Origin of the sequence: Pseudomonas sp. dw_612 (assembly GCF_018449725.1) — a bacterium.
Lineage (GTDB): Bacteria > Pseudomonadota > Gammaproteobacteria > Pseudomonadales > Pseudomonadaceae > Aquipseudomonas.
In genome coordinates this window covers 1-318 of record NZ_JAAVVC010000075.1, presented here as the reverse complement: position 1 = coordinate 318, position 318 = coordinate 1, and the positions used below count along the sequence as shown (strand labels likewise).

At 53.1% G+C, this 318-nt stretch carries 1 protein-coding gene; it reads left to right on the top strand.

Annotated elements, in window-relative coordinates:
• Positions 1–64 precede the first annotated feature (64 nt).
• On the top strand, positions 65–318 hold a 254-nt coding region (locus tag HB680_RS32540; RefSeq protein ID WP_213942337.1), incomplete at its 3' end, for a transposase.

Sequence of the window (318 nt, the reverse complement as noted above, 5' to 3'; positions counted from 1 at the left end):
TGCAGTGGTCTAATTTCCCCGGACACCCCGATAGGTGGAAAATACATCTATCGAGGAGTTATTCATGACCAAAAAACGCAGGGCATTCGACGACAGCTTCAAGCTGCAAGTCGTGAAGATGATCAAGGATCAGGGGCTGACCGTTACGCAGGTTTGCCAGGATCTGAACATTGGGGAGACAGCGGTTCGACGCTGGGTTCAACAGTACGAGGCAGAGCAACTAGGGCAGGCCGGAATCGGCAAGCCGTTGACGGCAGAGCAACAGCGCATCCGGCAATTGGAGCAGGAAAATCGCCAGCTCAAGATGGATAACGACAT